The sequence below is a fragment of the Mesorhizobium sp. M2E.F.Ca.ET.209.01.1.1 genome (assembly GCF_004010375.2).
In the GTDB taxonomy this organism is placed as follows: Bacteria; Pseudomonadota; Alphaproteobacteria; order Rhizobiales; family Rhizobiaceae; genus Mesorhizobium.
Map to the genome: position 1 here is coordinate 1 of NZ_SADP02000388.1, position 376 is coordinate 376.

The following is a 376-nucleotide window of genomic DNA, read 5'->3' on the forward strand; positions in this document are numbered from 1 at the left end:
CCTGCACCAGCGTCTGGCAAAGGCCGAACATGCCGAGCGAAAGCCCGATCCAGAGACCGTTCCAGCCGAAGGTGTCGAAACCCCAGAGCGCCCAGCAGGTGCCGTAGGCCTCGCCGGCCCCGGACAGGATGAAATAGACCAGGACGATGGGCAGCAGCCCTTTCATCGAAAACAACCAGCGCAGCGGCCTCAACGGATTGAGCGCGGCGAGGTCGATCTTGCGGCGAATGGGTGCGCGCGACTCCGGCAGGACGAAGACGGCGAGAAGCAGGTTCGCGGCGTTGAGCACGGCGGCGGCAATGAAGGGCAGACGAACCCAGTGGTCGCCGAGCACGCCGCCCAGCACCGTACCGATGATGAAGCCGATGCCGAACAT

At 64.9% G+C, this 376-nt stretch carries 1 protein-coding gene; it reads right to left on the reverse strand.

What is annotated here, in order from left to right; translation table 11 throughout:
• A partial coding sequence (locus EN852_RS36115) for an MFS transporter (RefSeq protein ID WP_135879707.1) occupies positions 1-376 on the reverse strand: 376 nt, incomplete at both ends.